This is a genomic window from Acidovorax sp. SDU_ACID1 (genome assembly GCF_045291395.1).
GTDB lineage: Bacteria > Pseudomonadota > Gammaproteobacteria > Burkholderiales > Burkholderiaceae_C > MR-S7.
Map to the genome: position 1 here is coordinate 177,250 of NZ_CP152342.1, position 15,313 is coordinate 192,562.

14 protein-coding genes and 1 tRNA gene are annotated in these 15,313 nt (G+C 70.1%); 3 read left to right on the plus strand and 12 right to left on the minus strand.

What is annotated here, in order from left to right; genetic code table 11:
* Window positions 1-153: 153 nt before the first annotated feature.
* The 10 genes from AAG689_RS00790 to AAG689_RS00835 all read right to left on the minus strand — a co-directional run bounded on the left by AAG689_RS00790 (window position 154) and on the right by AAG689_RS00835 (window position 10,113).
* Window positions 154-1,554: a sigma 54-interacting transcriptional regulator gene (locus tag AAG689_RS00790; RefSeq protein ID WP_406624371.1), complete on the minus strand. Its 1,401-nt coding sequence runs from the start codon at window positions 1,552-1,554 to the stop codon at window positions 154-156.
* A 75-nt stretch (window positions 1,555-1,629) separates the two neighbouring features.
* Complete coding sequence (locus AAG689_RS00795; protein WP_406624372.1) at window positions 1,630-2,175, minus strand: hypothetical protein; 546 nt, start codon at window positions 2,173-2,175, stop codon at window positions 1,630-1,632.
* Complete coding sequence (locus AAG689_RS00800) at window positions 2,172-3,587, minus strand: sensor histidine kinase (protein WP_406624373.1); 1,416 nt, start codon at window positions 3,585-3,587, stop codon at window positions 2,172-2,174. Before AAG689_RS00800 ends, AAG689_RS00795 begins: the two co-directional genes overlap by 4 nt.
* Window positions 3,584-4,930, minus strand: a complete 1,347-nt coding sequence (miaB, locus tag AAG689_RS00805; protein WP_406624374.1) for a tRNA (N6-isopentenyl adenosine(37)-C2)-methylthiotransferase MiaB — start codon at window positions 4,928-4,930, stop codon at window positions 3,584-3,586. Before miaB ends, AAG689_RS00800 begins: the two co-directional genes overlap by 4 nt.
* Before the next feature lie 8 nt (window positions 4,931-4,938).
* Window positions 4,939-5,334 carry a hypothetical protein gene (locus AAG689_RS00810; RefSeq protein WP_406624375.1) on the minus strand — a complete coding sequence of 132 codons (396 nt, stop codon included), beginning with the start codon at window positions 5,332-5,334 and terminating at the stop codon, window positions 4,939-4,941.
* Between the two features lie 82 nt (window positions 5,335-5,416).
* Window positions 5,417-5,493, minus strand: a tRNA-Met gene (locus tag AAG689_RS00815).
* A 26-nt stretch (window positions 5,494-5,519) separates the two neighbouring features.
* Entirely contained in the window at window positions 5,520-6,299 is a 780-nt protein-coding gene (locus tag AAG689_RS00820) for an enoyl-CoA hydratase (RefSeq protein WP_406624376.1), read from the minus strand.
* A 26-nt stretch (window positions 6,300-6,325) separates the two neighbouring features.
* Window positions 6,326-8,104: a M61 family metallopeptidase gene (locus AAG689_RS00825; RefSeq protein WP_406624377.1), complete on the minus strand. Its 1,779-nt coding sequence runs from the start codon at window positions 8,102-8,104 to the stop codon at window positions 6,326-6,328.
* A 127-nt stretch (window positions 8,105-8,231) separates the two neighbouring features.
* Complete coding sequence (locus AAG689_RS00830) at window positions 8,232-8,948, minus strand: DsbC family protein (RefSeq protein ID WP_406624378.1); 717 nt, start codon at window positions 8,946-8,948, stop codon at window positions 8,232-8,234.
* A gap of 28 nt (window positions 8,949-8,976) precedes the next feature.
* Window positions 8,977-10,113, minus strand: a complete 1,137-nt coding sequence (locus AAG689_RS00835) for an FAD-dependent monooxygenase (protein WP_406624379.1) — start codon at window positions 10,111-10,113, stop codon at window positions 8,977-8,979.
* 54 nt (window positions 10,114-10,167) lie between these two features.
* Here AAG689_RS00835 and AAG689_RS00840 point away from each other — a divergent pair, with 54 nt between their 5' ends.
* Genes AAG689_RS00840 through AAG689_RS00850 form a run of 3 tightly spaced genes read left to right on the plus strand, consistent with a single transcriptional unit; the run spans window position 10,168 to window position 13,337 of the window.
* Complete coding sequence (locus AAG689_RS00840) at window positions 10,168-11,034, plus strand: MOSC domain-containing protein (protein WP_406624380.1); 867 nt, start codon at window positions 10,168-10,170, stop codon at window positions 11,032-11,034.
* A gap of 42 nt (window positions 11,035-11,076) precedes the next feature.
* A complete protein-coding gene (gene ychF, locus AAG689_RS00845) occupies window positions 11,077-12,171 on the plus strand; it encodes a redox-regulated ATPase YchF (protein ID WP_406624381.1) in 1,095 nt (364 codons plus the stop codon).
* Window positions 12,168-13,337, plus strand: a complete 1,170-nt coding sequence (locus AAG689_RS00850) for an isochorismate synthase (protein ID WP_406624382.1) — start codon at window positions 12,168-12,170, stop codon at window positions 13,335-13,337. Before ychF ends, AAG689_RS00850 begins: the two co-directional genes overlap by 4 nt.
* A gap of 71 nt (window positions 13,338-13,408) precedes the next feature.
* On the opposite strand, the gene AAG689_RS00855 is transcribed toward AAG689_RS00850, so the two are convergent.
* Entirely contained in the window at window positions 13,409-14,389 is a 981-nt protein-coding gene (locus AAG689_RS00855; RefSeq protein WP_406624383.1) for a Bug family tripartite tricarboxylate transporter substrate binding protein, read from the minus strand.
* Window positions 14,390-14,520: 131 nt separating this feature from the next.
* Window positions 14,521-15,042, minus strand: coding sequence for a YqaA family protein (locus AAG689_RS00860; protein WP_406626256.1), 522 nt, complete (start codon window positions 15,040-15,042; stop codon window positions 14,521-14,523).
* Window positions 15,043-15,313: the final 271 nt, after the last annotated feature.

A 15,313-nucleotide genomic window follows, 5' to 3' on the forward strand; every position in this document is an offset into this window, starting at 1 on the left:
GCCTGGAAAAAACCTTGTGTATCAACAGCTTGGGATGGATCCGTGCTGTAAGCGCATGTACAGCGGCGCTGCGGGGCCCTGAAAGCCGCCCTTTTGTCGCCAAAGGGCGACGCCCCGAAGGGGAAGGGCCGAGAAGCCAGCCAGATCAAGGACTTAGCCCTGTCGCTCTTCGGCGACAGGCGGGCCTGCGTCCCCTTCGCCCTTGAAATGCCCGGGCGTAAGCCCGTGCTTTTGCAGCAGACGGTAGAACTCGGTGCGGTTGCGCTGGGCGAGCCGCGCCGCATCGGCCACGCTGCCGTCGGTCATCTTGAGCAGGTCCACGAGGTAGCCGCGTTCGAAGCGCTGGCGCGCCTCGGCCAGGCTGAGCACCTGCACCGTGGGCGTGCGCAGCGCGCGCTGCACCAGGGTAAGCGGCACCAGCGGCGTGGTGGACAGCGCGCACGCCTGCTCGACCACGTTGTAGAGCTGGCGCACGTTGCCGGGCCAGGGCGCGGCGGCCAGGGCCTTGAGCGCCTCGGGCGAGAAGCCCGACAGGCGCTTGCCGTACTTGGCGGCCAGCGTGTGCAGGAAGTGGTTGGCCAGCAGCGGGATGTCCTCGCGCCGCTCGGCCAGCGTGGGAAGCTGCAGCGTGACCACGTTCAGGCGGTAGAACAGGTCTTCGCGGAACAGGCCCGCGGCCATGGCCTCTTCCAGGTCGCGGTGCGTGGCGGAGATGATGCGCACGTCCACGGCCGTGGCCTGGGCCGCGCCCACGGGGCGCACCGCGCGCTCCTGCAGCACGCGCAGCAGCTTGACCTGCAGCGCCAGCGGCATGTCGCCGATCTCGTCTAGCAGCAGCGTGCCGCCGTCGGCCGCCTGGAACAGGCCCTTGTGGTGGCTCACCGCGTCGGTGAACGCGCCCTTGACGTGGCCGAACAGCTCGGACTCCAGCAGCGCCTCGGGAATGGCGCCGCAGTTCACCGCCACGAAGGGCCGCGCGGCGCGCGGGCTGGCGCGGTGGATGGCGCGGGCCAGCAGCTCCTTGCCGCTGCCGCTGTCGCCCAGCAGCAGCACGCTGGCGTCCGAGCGCGCCACCATGTGCGCCTCGGCCAGCAGGTCGGCCATGCGCGCGGAGCGGCTGACGATGGCGCTGCGCCAGGTTTCGCTGGCGTGCGGGCTGGCGGGCGCCGGGGCGCTCAGCGCCAGGGCCTGCTGCACCTTGTCCAGCAGCTCCTGCGCGTCGTAGGGCTTGGTGAGGTAGGTGAACACGCCGCGCGCGGTGGCCTCCACCGCGTCGGGGATGGTGCCGTGGGCCGTGAGCAGGATCACCGGCAGCGCGGGGTGGCGCGTGCGCACCTCGTCGAACAGGGCCAGCCCGTCGCGGCCGGGCAGGCGCACGTCGCTCAGCACGAGCTGCGGGCGCGCCAGCTCCAACTGGGCCAGGGCCTCCTCGGCGGAGCCGGCGGTGGTGATCTCGTAGCCGCTGGCGGCCAGGCGCAGCGACAGCAGGCGCAGCATGTCGGCGTCGTCGTCCACGACGAGGATGCGGGGCTTGTGCGCGTGGGTGTGGGGCATGGCGTTACCTGCCGTTGGTGGGCGGGCGGGTGTTCAGGCTGCGCTCGATGGCGCGCATGGCCTCCAGGCGCTCGTTCAGTTGGTCGGTCTTGCGCTGCAGTTCTTTGACCTGCTGGGCCTGGCGGTCGGCCTGGTCTTCCAGGCGGCGCTGCTGCAGGTAGAAGTTTTCCAGCAGGCGTGCCAGCGCGCGGTAGGCGGGGGGCCGTCGCTGCGCGCGATCACGCGCTGCACCAGGGCCAGGGCGCGGGCCGTGTCGGCCGGCTGGCGCGTCTGGCCCAGGGCCAGGGCTAGCTCCAGCTGCTGCTGGGCCGAGGCGTCCTGCTGCGGCGTGAGCCGCGCGAGCTCGGCCGCCAGCTCGGCGGGCGTGAAGCGGGCCGCGCGGTGGGCGTAGGCCAGGATGTCCTTGAGCGGCGGCGGCTCGATGGCGGCGGGAGTCTCCTCGTCCGGCTGCGGCTGCGGCTGCACGGGGGCAGGCGGCGGCGGGGCAGGCGGTGTGGCGGGCACGGTTTCCACGGCCTGCGGCCGCTCCTGGGCGCGCGGTGCCCAGGCGCCGCAGCCTGCGAGCAGCATGGCCGCGAGGAGGACTGCGGAGCGGAAGGCCTCAAGGGGTTGTCGTTTCATTGCACAAGCTCGATGCGGAAGAAAGTGCGCGGGCCGTCCTGCACCACCTCGACGCGCCCGCCGTGGGCCTGGATGTATTCCTGGACGATGGACAGGCCGATGCCCGAGCCGCGCGCGGCGTCGGCCGGCTGGCGCACGCCGCGGTAGAAGGGTTCGAAGATGCGCGAGCGGTCATTCTCGTGCACTCCGGGCCCCTGGTCCATGAAGTCCACACGCACGCATCCGGGCTGGCGCGTGAGGGTGATGCGGATCACGCCGCCCTCGGGCGAGAAGCGGATGGCGTTGGACAGCAGGTTGCCCACGGCAGAGGCGATTTTCTCCGCGTCCAGCGGCAACTCCACCGACGGGCCTTCGACGACGACCTGCAGCCGGCGCGCCTGCCATTGCAGGCGCTGGGCTTCCACCTGCGCCTCCAGCAGGGCCAGCAGGTCGGTGGGGCGGCGGTGCAGCTGGCGCGCCTCGAAGGCAGCGGCGTTGAAGCGCAGCAGGGCCTCGATCTCGCCCTGCAGCGCCAGCGTATTCTGGTGCAGGATGCCCACCACCTCGCGCTGCTCGGCGTTCAGCGCGCCGGTCACGCCGTCCTGCAGCAGGGCCACGCCCTCGCGCAGGGAGGCCAGGGGCGTCTTGAGCTCGTGCGACACGTGGCGCAGGAAGCGCGCCTTGTCCGCGTCCAGTTCCAGCAGGCGCACGCGCAGCCATTCGAGCTGCTGGCCCACGCGCCGCACGTCGGCCGGGCCGGCGATGTCCACGGGCCGGTCCAGCGCGTTCTCGCCCAGGCGGCGGATGGCGCGCTCCAGCCGCTTGAAGGGGCGCGCCAGGCCGATGCCCAACGCCAGCGCCAGCACCAGCGCCAGCACGATCACGCCCACCACCTGGTGCGTGACCGAGCGGCGGCTGGCCTCGATCTGGTCCTGCAGCGTGCTGCTGCGGCGGGTGTTGATGTCCTGCACCTGCTGGGCGATCAGCGTGTTGAGCGCGTCGATCTCCAGGAACAGGGCCGCGGCCGCGCGCTCGTTCTCCAGCGACTGGGCCTTGGGGCCGGCGAGCAGGGCAGCCACCTCGGCCAGGTGCATGCGCCAGCGCTCGGCCACCTCGCTTTGCAGGCCGCTGGCCTGCAGCCGCTGCAGCAGGGCCAGGGCCTCGCCGGTGCCCTCCTCGAAGCGGCGGCGCAGGCCCGCGTCGGCCAGCACCAGCGACTGCCGGGCGGCGCGCTCCAGGCTCTGGCTGTGCACGCCCAGGCTCTGCGCCGTGGTGGAGAGCGCGATGGCCTCGGCCGCGCCCTGGCGGCTTTGCAGCATGAGCTGCTCCAGCGTGAACAGCGCCCGCAGGGAGCTGGCGCCGAGCAGCGTGCCTATCCACACGAAAGCCAGCAGCAGCAACTGCTGGAAGGACAGGCCGGCGAAAGGCCTCATGCCGCCGCGTGCACCGCCTCGGCCGTGAGCACTTCGCCGCGCAGGGTGTAGGTGCGGGCCTCGGTGATGCGCACGTCGGCCATCTGGCCGATCAGGCGCGGGTGGCCGGGGAAGTTGACGACGCGGTTGCACTCGGTGCGGCCCATCAGCTCGCCGCCGTCGCGCTTGGATGCGCCCTCGACCAGCAGGCGCTGCACGGTGCCTACGCGCTCCTCGCTGATGTCCTTGATGTTCTGGTTGATGACGGCCTGCAGCTCCTGCAGCCGGCGCAGCTTCACGTCGTGCGGCGTGTCGTCGGGCAGGTTGGCCGCGGGCGTGCCGGGGCGCGGGCTGAAGATGAAGCTGAAGGAGTTGTCGAAGCGCACGTCGTGGATCAGCTTCATCATCTTCTGGAAGTCTTCCTCCGTCTCGCCGGGGAAGCCCACGATGAAGTCGCTGCTCATCGCCATGTCGGGGCGGATGGCGCGCAGCTTGCGGATGGTGCTCTTGTATTCCATGGCCGTGTAGCCGCGCTTCATCGCCATGAGGATACGGTCTGAGCCGTGCTGCACGGGCAGGTGCAGGTGGCTGACGAGCTTCGGGATCCGCGCATACGCTTCGATCAGCCGGGGCGTGAATTCGTTGGGGTGGCTCGTGGTGTAGCGGATGCGCTCGATGCCGGGGATCTCGGCCACGTATTCGAGCAGCAGGGCGAAGTCGGCTTTCTCCGCCGTGTCGCCCATCGCGCCCAGGTAGGCGTTCACGTTCTGGCCCAGCAGCGTCACTTCCTTCACGCCCTGGTCGGCCAGGCCCGCCACCTCGACCAGCACGTCGTCGAACGGGCGGCTCACCTCCTCGCCGCGCGTGTAGGGCACCACGCAGTAGCTGCAGTACTTGGAGCAGCCTTCCATGATGGAGACGAAGGCGCTCGCGCCCTCCACGCGCGCGGGCGGCAGGTGGTCGAACTTCTCGATCTCGGGGAAGCTGATGTCCACCTGCGGCCGCGCCTTGGCCGCGCGCGCGGCCAGCAGTTCGGGCAGGCGGTGCAGCGTCTGCGGGCCGAAGACCACGTCCACGTAGGGCGCGCGCTTGATGATCTCTTCGCCCTCCTGGCTGGCCACGCAGCCGCCCACGCCGATGAGCACGCCGCGCTCCTTCAGGTGCTTGACGCGGCCCAGGTCGGAAAACACCTTCTCCTGCGCCTTCTCGCGCACCGAGCAGGTGTTGAACAGGATCAGGTCGGCCTCGTCGATATCCTGCGTGGGCTCGTAGCCTTCGGCGGCCTGCATCACGTCGGCCATCTTGTCCGAGTCGTACTCGTTCATCTGGCAGCCGAAGGTCTTGATGAAGACTTTCTTGGTCATGGCGCGCCTCACGTACCGGTGCGGATGTTGGTGACCGTGGCGCCGCTGCTCTTGCGCGGCTGCTTGGCCTCGGCCTCGGTCAGGATCCAGGCAGTGTGCAGCATGCCGGTGCTGGCCTCGATCACGTAGTTCACCTTTAGGGATTTGCCAGCCAGGGTGTGGGCGAACACCAGGGCGTTCTGGGGCGTGAAGATGCGCAGGCCGGGCGCCAGGCGGATGGGCTTGCCGTTGAGCTCCGCGCTGGTGCCGTTCACGATCTTCAGGGTGCCGCGCTGCGCGGCTTCGGGGAAGGTGCGCTGACCGGCGGGAGGGGGCGCCTGTTGCGCCTGTGCCGCCAGGGGCAGGGCCAGCGTGGCGGCCAATGCCAGTGTGGCCAGGGCGGACAGCGGGGGGCAGCGTGTCATGGTGTGTATCCAGGGGCTGTTGACGAGAGGGCCACAAGAAAAAAACCCACAGCACCTAGGGTACTGCGGGTTTCTCGTTGTGTGGTGGTGGTACCGGGACTTGAACCTGGGACATCAGCATTATGAATGCTGCGCTCTAACCAACTGAGCTATACCACCGAAGCGCGAGATTATAGCCTAAAAAATCACTGGTGCGTGAAATTTGCGGCGCGCTTGTTCACGAAGGCGTCCATGCCTTCCTTCTGGTCCTGCGTGGCGAACAGCGCGTGGAACAGGCGGCGCTCGTACATCAGGCCGTCGGACAGGGTGCCCTCGAAGGCGCGGTTCACGGTTTCCTTGGCGGCCATCACGGCGATCTGCGAGAAGCCGCAGATGACCAGGGCGGCGCCCAGGGCTTCTTCCATGAGCTTGTCCATGGGCACGACGCGGCTGACCAGCCCGGCGCGCTCGGCTTCCTGGGCGTCCATCATGCGGGCGGTGAGGGCCATGTCCATGGCCTTGGCCTTGCCCACGGCGCGCGGCAGGCGCTGCGTGCCGCCCGCGCCGGGGATCACGCCCAGCTTGATCTCGGGCTGGCCGAACTTGGCGTTGTCGGCGGCGATGATGAAGTCGCACATCATGGCCAGCTCGCAGCCGCCGCCCAGGGCGTAGCCGCTGACGGCGGCGATGACGGGCTTGCGGATCAGGCGAATCTGCTCCCAGTTGCGCGTGATGTAGTCGCCCTTGTAGGCGTCGGCGAAGCTGTACTTGGCCATGGCGCCGATGTCGGCACCGGCGGCGAAGGCCTTCTCGCTGCCCGTGAGGACGATGCAGCCGATCTTCTCGTCGGCATCGAAGGCCTTCAGAGCCTCGCCCAGCTCGTTCATGAGCTGGTCGTTGAGGGCGTTGAGCTGCTTGGGGCGGTTGAGCGTGATGACGCCGACCTTGTCCGCTTCGGTGCGGACTTCGATGCATTCGTAGGCCAAGGTGCTGTTCTCCGGTGTGTAGTGGTTCAAACCGGCTGACTATACCCAAGCCATTGCTGGGCGATGCTGGCGTCGGACACGTCGATGCGCACCGTGTCGCCCGTGGTGCCGGCCGCCGGCAGCGTGAGCGGCAGGCGCAGCAGGCGCCGGTCGCGCGCCACCAGGGCGGTGACCTGGGCGTTGATTTGGCTGGTGTTGCCCGCGTAGAGCGGCACGTCGTCGAGCTTGTGCACGCGCCAGGCCTCGCCCGGGGTTTCCACGGCCAGCCATTCGTCGCCGGCCATGAAGCCGGCGGCTTCGGCCGCGCCGCCGCGCAGCACGGCCTTGATTTGCAGGCCGGCGCTTTCCTGCACGCGCAGGCCCAGGCGCTGGGCGAGCTGTGCGGTGTCGGCCTGCAGCCGCAGGCCGTGGGCGGCCAGCAGCTTGGCCAGGGGCAGCTCGCCGGTGCCGTGCACCCACTGGGCGATCTCGGCGGACCAGTCCCGGCCCGAGAGCGTGCGCAGCTGCGCGAGCAGGTCGGCCTCGGCCATGGGGCCCGCGCCGGTGTGCTGCCACAGGGCGCGCATCACCGCGTCGAGCGTGGTGCGGCCTTCGCGGCGCAGGGCGAGGTCGAGGCACAGGGCGACCAGCGCGCCCTTGGTGTAGTAGCTCACCGTGGCGTTGGGCGTGTTCTCGTCCTGGCGGTAGTACTTGACCCAGGCGTCGAAGCTGGCCTGGGCCACGCTTTGCACATGGCGGCCGGGCGTCTGCAGCACCTGGTTGGCGGTCTTGGCGAGCAGGCGCAGGTAGGTGGCGTGGTCGATCAGGCCGGCGCGGCGCAGCAGCAGGTCGTCGTAGTAGCTGGTGAAGCCTTCGAAGAACCACAGCAGCTCGGTGTAGTTCTCGCGTGTGTAGTCGTACTGGGCGAATTCCTGCGGGCGCAGGCGCTTGACGTTCCAGGTGTGGAAGTATTCGTGGCTGATGAGGCCCAGCAGCTGGGTGTAGCCTTCGCTCGCCTGCAGCTCCTTGTCGCTCTGGCCCACGCGCGGCAGGTCGCGCCGGCCGCAGATGAGGGCGGTGGAGTTGCGGTGCTCCAGCCCGCCGTAGCCGTCGTGCACCACATTGAGCAGGAACACGTAGCTGGCGAAGGGCGGGCGGCCTTCGCCGTGCCAGAAGGCGATGGCCTCCTCGCAGATGCGCCGCACGTCGCGGACCAGGCGCTTGCCGTCGAACGAGGGCGCCGCGCCCGCGACTACCAGCCGGTGCGGCACGCCGCGCGCGGTGAAGCGGATGCTCCAGAACGGGCCCATTTCCACGGGGCAGTCCACCAGCTCGTCATAGCCGTGCGCGCGGTAGGTGCCGAAGCCCGAGCGCGCAGTGTGGTGCGCGGGCAGGCCCGTGGCCAGCGACCAGCCGGCCATGGCGCGCGGGCGCACCACCTCCAGGTCGTGCGGCTGGTCTTCCTGGCCGTGCACGCGCAGGCACAGGCTGGTGCCGTTGAAGAAGCCGCGCGTGGCGTCCAGCCACGCGGTGCGCACGGAGGTGTCGTAGGCGGCCACCTCGTACTCCAGCACCAGCGGCTTGCCGGGGCGGCAGCGCGCGCGCCAGCGGTGTTTGTCCAGCTGCTCCAGCGCCACCTCGGCGCCGCCCTGGCTGGCGCGCAGCGACTGCAGGTTCTTGGAGAACTCGCGCACCAGGTAGCTGCCGGGGATCCACACGGGCAGCGACAGCTCCTGCCCAGCGGCGGGCCGGGCCACCGTGAGGGTGACTCGGTAGAGGTGGGCGTGCTGCTGCGCGGGGTCGATGCGGTAGTGGATGGGCGCCATGGCGGTATCGATTCAGGAGCTGCTTGCGCTTGGCTAGCAAGGGTTTCAATGGGTTTTCTATCCGAAACCCAATGCGTGAAAGCGCAACCAGCTCCTGAATAAGGAGCGGCACGCGCTGCCCGCCCGGCTACTTGCTGCTGGCGACCTCGGCCAGGCGGCGCTCCACTTCCTGCGCGCCGATGGCGCCGGGCACGCGCGAGCCGTCGCTGAAGATCAGCGTGGGCGTGCCGGTGATCTTGTGCTTGCGCCCGAACGCCAGGTTGCGCTGCAGCGCCGAGGTGTCGCAGCTCGCGGCGGCGGGCACCTTGTCGCGCAGCATGTGGTCGTCCCACGCGGCCACCCGGTCCTTGGCGCACCAGATGTTGCGCGACTTCTCGGCCGAGTCGGGACTGAGGATGGGGTAGAGGAACATGTAGACGGTCACGTTGTCCACGTTCTGCATGTCCTTCTCGAAGCGCTTGCAGTAGCCGCAGTTCGGGTCCTCGAACACGGCCAGCTTGCGGCTGCCGTCGCCGCGCACCACGGTGAACGCGTCCTGCAGGGGCAGCGCCTTGAAGTCCACCGCCGTCAGCTTGTTGATGCGGTCCTCGGTGAGGTTGCGCCGCGCCTTGGTGTCGATCAGCTCGCCCTGGATCAGGTAGTTGCCCTGGGCGTCGGTGTAGAACAGGTCGGTGCCGATGCGCACCTCGTACAGGCCCTTCATCGGCGTGGGGCGCACTTCGTCGATCTGCTGCAACTGGGGGATGCGTTCGCCCAGGGTCTTGCGGATCGCCGCGTCCTGCGCGCTGGCGCCCAGGCTGGTGGAGAGGGCCGCGGCGGCGAGCAGGGTGGGGAGGAGTTTCATGGTCTTCATTCGGAGAGTGTTCGTTCGGTCAGCGCGCGCCCATGGCCTGGCGGGCCACCCAGTGCTTGAGCGGTCCGCTGCGCTCGAAGCCCTTCATGCCCCAGTTGCGCAGCGCGGCCAGGGCGCTCTCGCGGCGGGTAAAGAGCTGCTGCAGGCCGTCCATGACCAGCCCCATGGGCAGCAGCGCAGCCTTGCGCTCGCGCTCGTAGCGGCGCAGCGGGCGCGGGTCGCTCAAGGCGCGCCAGGGCTCGCGCGCATGCAGCACGCGCGCCAGCGCCTGCGCGTCGGCCAGGCCCAGGTTCAGCCCCTGGCCGGCCAGCGGGTGCACGTTGTGCGCGGCATCGCCCGCCAGCGCCCAGGCCTGCCGGGCCTGCCCGGGCAGCAGCCCGCACCAGTGGCGCGCCTGGGCCTGCTGCAGCGGCCAGCTGGCGCGCGGGGCGATCATGCGCAGCGCGCCCAGCGCGCCGCGGCTCGCTTCGTGCAGGTGGTGGGTGAAAGTGTCGTCATCGGCGTGCAGCCATTCGGTGGCGCGCTCCTGGGGAACTGACCACACCACGGCCACGGAGTTCCCCTGCGCGCCTTCCAGGGGCAGGAAAGCGAGGATGCCGCCGTCGGCCAGGAACCACTGGCGCGCCGCCTGGCCGTGGGGCTGCTCGCACACCAGGCGCGTGGCGATGGCGTGCTGGGCGTAGGGCGTCACGTCAAATTCCACGCCGAACTCCGCGCGCGTGCGGCTGGCGCGGCCCTCGCAGACCACGGTGAGCGGCGCGGCCACGGGCGCCTCCACCGCCTCCACCAGCGGCTGGTAGCGCACGGCCTCGGCCAAGCGCGCCTCCAGCGCGGGCACGTCGACGATCCAGGCGAGTGCGTCGCTGCCTTGCTGCGCGGCGTCGAAATGCACCGCGCCGTCCTGGTCGGCCTGCACCTGCATCTGCCGCACCGCTGTGGCGTGCTGCGCATCCGGCCAGCCGCGCACGGACTCCAGCAGCGCGCGCGAGGCGGCATTGAGTGCATAAGCACGCACGTCTTCGCGCACGTCCTCCTGCGCCGGGCGCGCGGGCGGCGCCACCAGCGCCACGCGCAGCCGGTCGCGGGCCAGCAAGAGTGCCAAGGTGCGGCCCACCACGCCCGCGCCGCGGATACATACGTCAAAAGTCTGCGCCATGCGCGGGATTGTAGGAGGGCACAATCGGCGCCCCTGCAACCGCGGAGCGCCACCGTGTTTCGTCCTGACCACGACCTGGCCGGCACCATCGCCCGGCTGTTCATCCACCCCGTCAAGTCCTGCGCCGGCATCGAGGTGCGCGAGGCCTTGCTGACCGACACCGGCCTGGACCTCGACCGTGCCTGGATGGTGGTGGACCCGCAGGGCGTCTTCCTCACCCAGCGCGACTGGCCGCGCATGGCGCTGGTGCGCCCCGAGCTGCGCAGCAGCGACCTGGTGCTGCGCGCCCCCGGCATGCTGGCGCTGCACCTGTCGCTGGACCGCGTGGAGCAGCCCGCCACCGTGCGCGTGTGGGACGACACCGTGCCCGCCTGGGACATGGGCGCGGTCGCGGCGCAGTGGTTCACCGACTTCCTCGGCACACCCTGCCGCCTGGTGCGCTTCGATCCGGCCCACCGTCGCCTGTCGAGCCTGAAGTGGACGGGCGGCGTGGAGGCGCCCAACCAGTTCGCCGACGGCTTTCCGGTGCTGGTGGCCAGCCAGGCGTCGCTCGACGGCCTCAACGAGCGGCTCGCCGCTGGCGGCCACGCGGCCGTGGGCATGGAGCGCTTCCGGCCCAACCTGGTGATCGCCGGCGTGGAGGCGCACGACGAAGACCGCATCGACGGCCTGCACATCCTCGCGGACGGGGGCGAGGCATGGCTGCAGCACGTCAAGCCCTGCACGCGCTGCCCCATCCCCGACATCGACCCCGCCACGGCGCAGCGCGGCACGGCGGTGGGCGACACGCTGCGCGGCTACCGGCAGGACGCGCGCATGAACGGCGGCATCACCTTCGGCATGAACGCCATCGTGCGGGAGGGCGCGGGCCTGCTGCTGCGCGTGGGGCAGCCCGTGGCCGCCAATCTCAAATTCGACTGAATAGAATCGCAGGCTTTCCCCAGAACACCTGAAAGCCCTGCCATGAGCCTGAAATGCGGCATCGTGGGCCTGCCCAACGTGGGCAAGTCCACCCTCTTTAACGCCCTCACCAAGGCCGGCATCGCCGCCGAGAACTATCCCTTCTGCACCATCGAGCCCAACACCGGCGTGGTGGAAGTGCCCGACCCGCGCATGGCGCAGCTCGCCGAGATCGTCAGCCCCGAGCGCACCGTGCCCGCCATCGTCGAGTTCGTGGACATCGCGGGCCTGGTGGCCGGCGCGAGCAAGGGCGAGGGCCTGGGCAACCAGTTCCTCGCGCACATCCGCGAGACGGACGCCATCGTCAACGTGGTGCGCTGCTTCGAGGACCCGAACGTGATCCACGTCGCGGGCAAGGTGGATCCGATCGCCGACATCGAGGTCATCCAGACCGAGCTGTGCTTGGCCGACCTCGCCACCGTCGAGAAGGCCCTCAACCGCTACAGCAAGGCCGCCAAGAGCGGCAACGACAAGGAAGCGGCCAAGCTCGTGCAGCTCCTCACGCCCATCCAGGCCGCGCTCGACGAAGGCAAGCCCGCGCGCACCATCGAGGTGAGCAAGGAAGACGCGCCCCTGCTCAAGCAGTTCTGCCTCATCACCGCCAAGCCCGCCATGTTCGTGGGCAACGTGGCCGAGGACGGGTTCGAAAACAACCCGCTGCTCGACAAGCTCAAGGACTACGCCGCCGCGCAGAACGCGCCCGTGGTGGCCATCTGCGCCAAGATCGAGGCCGAAATGGCCGAGATGAGCGACGACGACCGCGCCATGTTCCTGGAGGAAATGGGCCTGGCCGAGCCCGGCCTGAACCGCCTGATCCGCGCGGGCTATGGCCTGCTGGGCCTGCAGACCTACTTCACCGCCGGCGTGAAGGAGGTGCGCGCCTGGACCATCCACAAGGGCGACACCGCGCCCCAGGCCGCGGGCGTGATCCACGGCGATTTCGAGCGCGGCTTCATCCGCGCGCAGACCATCGCGTTCGACGACTTCATCCAGTACAAGGGCGAGCAGGGCGCCAAGGACGCGGGCAAGATGCGCGCCGAAGGCAAGGAATACGTCGTCAAGGATGGCGACGTGATGAACTTCCTGTTCAACGTATGACGGCGCTGGAACAACCGGCCGACGGCTGGATGGTGGACGGGCTGGCGCACGGCGAGGTGTTCTTCGCCTCGCCCACGCTGCAGCAGCGCTCGCACGGCGTGCAGGACGCCGTGCGGGCCCACGAGCCGGTGAGTGCCGACGGCATCCGCCGGCTGTTCGCCAGCGCGCGCGAGGCGGGCATCGCCCAGCCCGTGCTGTTCGGCCTGGTGCCGTTCGACACCGCGCGCAAGGCCAGCTTCACCATCGCGCCGCAGCTGCAGGCTGCACCCGTGCCGCCGCGCGGCGTGGCCGCGCCGGCAGGGCGCCGGCCGGCCGTGCTCCAGCGCCAGCCCGTGCCCGCGCCGGAGGTCTATGGCGACATGGTGCGCAAGGCGCTCGATTTGTATGAGCAGGGCGGCGTGCGCAAGATCGTGCTGTCGCGCGCCATGGACGTGGAGCTGGACGCGCCCATCGAATACGCCGACGTGCTGCGCGACCTGCTGCGCCGCAATGCGCACGGCTACACCTTCGCCGTGCCCGCCTGGTCTGAAGATGCGGCCGCCGGCAAGCCCGCCGCCGTCATGCTCGGCGCCAGCCCCGAACTGCTGGTGCGCCGCGAGGGCGACCGCGTGTTCATCAACCCGCTGGCCGGCTCCATCCCGCGCGTGGCCGATCCGGCCGAGGACCAGGCGCGCCGCGAGGGCCTGGCCGTCTCCGAGAAGGATCTGCGCGAGCACGGCTACGTGGTGAGCGACATCGTGCGCATCCTGCGCGCGCACTGCGACGACTTGGACGTGCCCGAGGGCCCGTCGGTGATCGGCACCGACGCGCTCTGGCATCTGTCCACCTTCATCACCGGGCGCCTGCGGAATCCCGCCGTGTCGGCGCTGGAGCTGGCCTGCGCGCTGCACCCCACGCCGGCCATCTGCGGCTTTCCCACGGCGCAGGCGTTCGCGCACATCCAGGCGCTGGAGCCGTTCGACCGCGAATACTTCGCCGGCCTGGTGGGCTGGCAGCGCGAGGGCGGTGACGGCGAATGGGCGCTGACGCTGCGCTGCGCGAAGTACGACGGCGACCGCTACCTGCGCCTCTACGCGGGTGCGGGCACGGTGGCCGGCTCCGACCCGGACAGCGAGATCCGAGAGACGGCGATGAAGATGGAAACCTTCATGCGCGCCATCGCCTGACGGCGGCGCGGCGCCCGCAAAAAGGCCTGCCAGCGCAATACGCTGGCAGGCCTTTTTGCTGGCGAGGCGGATCAGTTTTCCGCCAGGTTCAGCCGCTTGATCAGCGGCGACCAGCGCTGCAACTCCTCGGCCATGTATTGGCCGAAGGCTTCCGGCGAGGTGGGGGCCGGTTCCATGTGCATGGTCTTGAGGCGCTGGCCCACGGCCGGGGAGGCAAGGGCTTGGGTCAGGGCCGCATTGAGGCGGGTCTTCACGTCGGCCGGAATGCCGGCGGGCGCCACGAAGCCGATCCAGCCGGAGCCTTCCACGCCGGGGTAGCCCAGCTCGGCCATGGTGGGCGTGTCGGGCAGGAAGGACAGGCGCTTGGCCGACACGGCGGCGATGGCGCGCAGGCGGCCGTCCTGCACCATGGGCATGGCTGCCACGGGGGGCAGGGCGGCGAAGGTGGTGTCGCCGCTCAGCAGCGAGGTGACGGCGTCGGGCGAGGACTTGTAGGGCACGTGCAGCGCCTTGCCGCCCACGCGGTCCAGCAGCAGTTCCACCGCCAGGTGCGACACGGTGCCCGCGCCGGTGCTGGGGAAGTTCAGCTTGGCGCCGGGCTTCTTCATTTCGGCCACCAGGTCGGGCAGCGACTTGATGGGCGAATTGGCGGGCACCACGAGCACGTTGTACTGGTGCACGGCCAGCGTGAGCGGCGTCAGGTCGGTGGCGGGCTTGTAGGGCAGGTTCTTGTAGATGACCGTGTTGTTCACCAGCGGGCCGGTGATGGAGACGCCGAAGGTGTAGCCGTCGGGCTTGGCCTTGGCGATGGCGTCGGTGCCCAGGTTGCCGCTGGCGCCGGGCTTGTTCTGCACCACGATGGTCTGCTGCAGGGTCTTGCCGGCCTCCTCGGCCACGGCGCGGGCCATGGTGTCGGGGCTGGAGCCGGGGCCGAACGGCACGATCAGCGTGAGGGGCTGCTTGGCGGGCCAGTCGGTGCCTTGGGCGCTGGCGCCGGCCACCAGGCCGAACGACAGCAGGGCAGCGAGGCTGCGCAGGGCGAAGGATTTCATGTCGGGCGGTCTTTCGAGAGGGTCAGGAAGAAGAGGGCGAACGAGTGTAGCAGTGCGGATTCTGGGCATAAAAATGGGGCGTGGAGCCCGCCCACAAAGCGCAGTCCGCTACAGTAATGAGAGCGTGCAAGTCACGGCGTCCACAGGCCGGGCACGAGGTGCAGCAGCCCCGCCGTCATGGTCGTGTAGCGCAGCAGCTTGCCGATGGCCATGTACATCACGCAGGGCCAGAACGGCAGGCGCAGCCAGCCGGCCACGGCGCACAGCGGGTCACCCACCACGGGCAGCCAGCTCAGCAGGCAGGTCTTGGCGCCCCAGCGGCGCAGCCACACGCGCGCGCGGCGCTCGGTGCGCGAGAGCTCGCGCGGCGCCCGGGCGCCCTCCAGCGGCAGGCCGTCCGCGCGGCGCGTGCGGGCGGCATGCCAGGCCTTGTGCGCGCCCAGGCCCATCCACCAGCTGATGGCGCCGCCCAGCGTGTTGCCGGCCGTAGCCACGAGCACGGCTGGCCAGAACAGCTCCGGGTTGAGCTTGACCAGCCCGAACACGGCAGGCTCCGAGCCGAGCGGCAGCAGCGTGGCCGAGACGAGCGAGACCACGAAGACCGTGGAGAGGCCGAACTGCGGCAGGGCCAGCCATTGCAGCAACTGGTGCATCCAGATTTCCATGGAGGCGGAGTTTAGGGCGTGTCATCCCATGATTTCCCCACGCGAGGGGCATGCGGGCGGTGCAGTGCTAGGCGCGGTGAGTGCCGCGTAGCTCGGCTACGCAAGCGAGCCGCAACGACGCAATGCGCCGCCCGCATGCCCCTCCCTTCGGGCTGGCTGCGCAATGGGGCGTCTGCTTTGTCGCACGGCTTGCCAATAGCTACGGCTATTGGCTGCGCCGCGCTTCGTGCATCCATCCCCATTGCGGGGCCAGCGCGTG

What these genes read in the sequence shown, in the direction of transcription:
- ychF (WP_406624381.1), top strand. Translation starts at nt 11,077, where the DNA reads ATGAGCCTGAAATGCGGCATCGTGGGCCTGCCCAACGTGGGCAAGTCC.
- AAG689_RS00800 (WP_406624373.1), bottom strand. Translation starts at nt 3,587, where the DNA reads ATGAGGCCTTTCGCCGGCCTGTCCTTCCAGCAGTTGCTGCTGCTGGCT.
- AAG689_RS00835 (WP_406624379.1), bottom strand. Translation starts at nt 10,113, where the DNA reads ATGGCGCAGACTTTTGACGTATGTATCCGCGGCGCGGGCGTGGTGGGC.
- AAG689_RS00830 (WP_406624378.1), bottom strand. Translation starts at nt 8,948, where the DNA reads ATGAAACTCCTCCCCACCCTGCTCGCCGCCGCGGCCCTCTCCACCAGC.
- AAG689_RS00850 (WP_406624382.1), top strand. Translation starts at nt 12,168, where the DNA reads ATGACGGCGCTGGAACAACCGGCCGACGGCTGGATGGTGGACGGGCTG.
- AAG689_RS00790 (WP_406624371.1), bottom strand. Translation starts at nt 1,554, where the DNA reads ATGCCCCACACCCACGCGCACAAGCCCCGCATCCTCGTCGTGGACGAC.
- miaB (WP_406624374.1), bottom strand. Translation starts at nt 4,930, where the DNA reads ATGACCAAGAAAGTCTTCATCAAGACCTTCGGCTGCCAGATGAACGAG.
- AAG689_RS00860 (WP_406626256.1), bottom strand. Translation starts at nt 15,042, where the DNA reads ATGCACCAGTTGCTGCAATGGCTGGCCCTGCCGCAGTTCGGCCTCTCC.
- AAG689_RS00825 (WP_406624377.1), bottom strand. Translation starts at nt 8,104, where the DNA reads ATGGCGCCCATCCACTACCGCATCGACCCCGCGCAGCAGCACGCCCAC.
- AAG689_RS00855 (WP_406624383.1), bottom strand. Translation starts at nt 14,389, where the DNA reads ATGAAATCCTTCGCCCTGCGCAGCCTCGCTGCCCTGCTGTCGTTCGGC.
- AAG689_RS00795 (WP_406624372.1), bottom strand. Translation starts at nt 2,175, where the DNA reads ATGAAACGACAACCCCTTGAGGCCTTCCGCTCCGCAGTCCTCCTCGCG.
- AAG689_RS00810 (WP_406624375.1), bottom strand. Translation starts at nt 5,334, where the DNA reads ATGACACGCTGCCCCCCGCTGTCCGCCCTGGCCACACTGGCATTGGCC.